2 protein-coding genes are annotated in these 1,296 nt (G+C 59.2%); one reads left to right on the top strand and one right to left on the bottom strand.

The annotated features are described in order from the left end of the window. Positions 1-600 (top strand): hypothetical protein (locus ACXJKH_RS20675; protein ID WP_457322193.1); only part of this gene is annotated, 600 nt, incomplete at its 5' end. Positions 601-691: 91 nt separating this feature from the next. Here the strand turns inward: ACXJKH_RS20675 and ACXJKH_RS20670 are convergent. Beyond that, a partial coding sequence (locus ACXJKH_RS20670) for a thioesterase domain-containing protein (RefSeq protein ID WP_457322191.1) occupies positions 692-1,296 on the bottom strand: 605 nt, incomplete at its 5' end.

The raw sequence follows: 1,296 nt of genomic DNA, 5'->3' as shown, positions 1-1,296 counted from the left end.
ATTCTTTCCGCGCACGACGACCCACCGGCCGGCTTGTTCCGGGCCAGCGTCACCGGGCAGATCATCTGGAGTGACAATACGCTGCAGTGGGTCTTGGCGGACAAACGGTCCCTTGCCTTGCTTTACAGGCATCGCAAGCATGCGTCTTTCAGCGATGAAGAGTGCACGATCATCGAACGCTTCCTGCCTTGGGCAACACCGCTCCGCGCTGGCAGAGTTGAATTCGAAGGTGCTATGGAGGACCTGCCCTCCCTGCTGCTGCGCAACAAGGATCGATTCGTAATCAAGGTTGCGATGGGTGGAAAAGGGGATGACGTTTTTGTCGGCAAGTACCAGGCAACCCAGGACTGGATCAGACTGGTCATGCGAGGCTTGGCAAGTGGAAACTGGTTGGTGCAGGAGTTCTGCCAGTCGCTTCCGTTCTATGGCCAACGCGGCGAGAGCGGATTTGGCGTTTTCAACGTCGTCTGGGGCATCTACGGCTTTGGCGATCAGTATTCCGGTTGCTGGCTGCGCTTGATGGAACGTGGGGCCGGCGCCGGCATCATCAATTCGGACAAAGGCGCGGAAGAGAGCATCGTTTACGAAGTTTCTGCCTGACCATCGGCAGGAGGCGCGGGTAGTCGCAGCCTGGAGCGGACCTGCAATGCGCGCGTCCAACGGGCGCGCGCATTGCGCTGGGTCTATGCGCTCAGTCAACCAGCTCCCTGTCGCGCAGCCTCAATCGCTCACTGACGATCTGTCCGATCTGTCCGATATGGGCGTCGTCGAACATCCRGTTGTGGCGCATATCGACCTTCAGGAGGTCGATGTGGCCATCCACAAGTTCGGTCCAGCGCCCCACCATTGCGTGAACGTCGTGGTCATCGTCCATGGCACCGACGTACACCAAGTCACCTTCGTATCGATCGGGCTGATAGTGCATGCTCATGTGAATGACATCCTTGATCGCAGATAGCTGTCGGTCAAGTTCCTCGATACTAGCGGCCTCGGGATAGATCTGCTTGCGTTTGAAGAACGCCAATGCGCGCTGCAGTAGCTGTTGGCGACTTTCAGCGGTCGATGCCAGATGCTGCAGTTCGTCCAGTTCGCTGCTGTCGCCGATCAGGTCATACACCTTCAGCATGTAGAGCAGCGCCTGTTGGTCCGGCCACTTCCGGCTGGGTGGCTCACCGCTGGCGATCAGCGCGTCGAGCATGCACAGGAAGGAGACATCCTCGCCGGCCGCCTTCAGCTGGCGCGCCATCTCGTAGACCGCCAGTCCGCCAAAAGACCACCCAAGCAGTTGGTAGGGCC

This window comes from Stenotrophomonas sp. P5_B8 (genome assembly GCF_054049855.1).
This window is presented reverse-complemented; position numbering and strand designations above follow the sequence as displayed.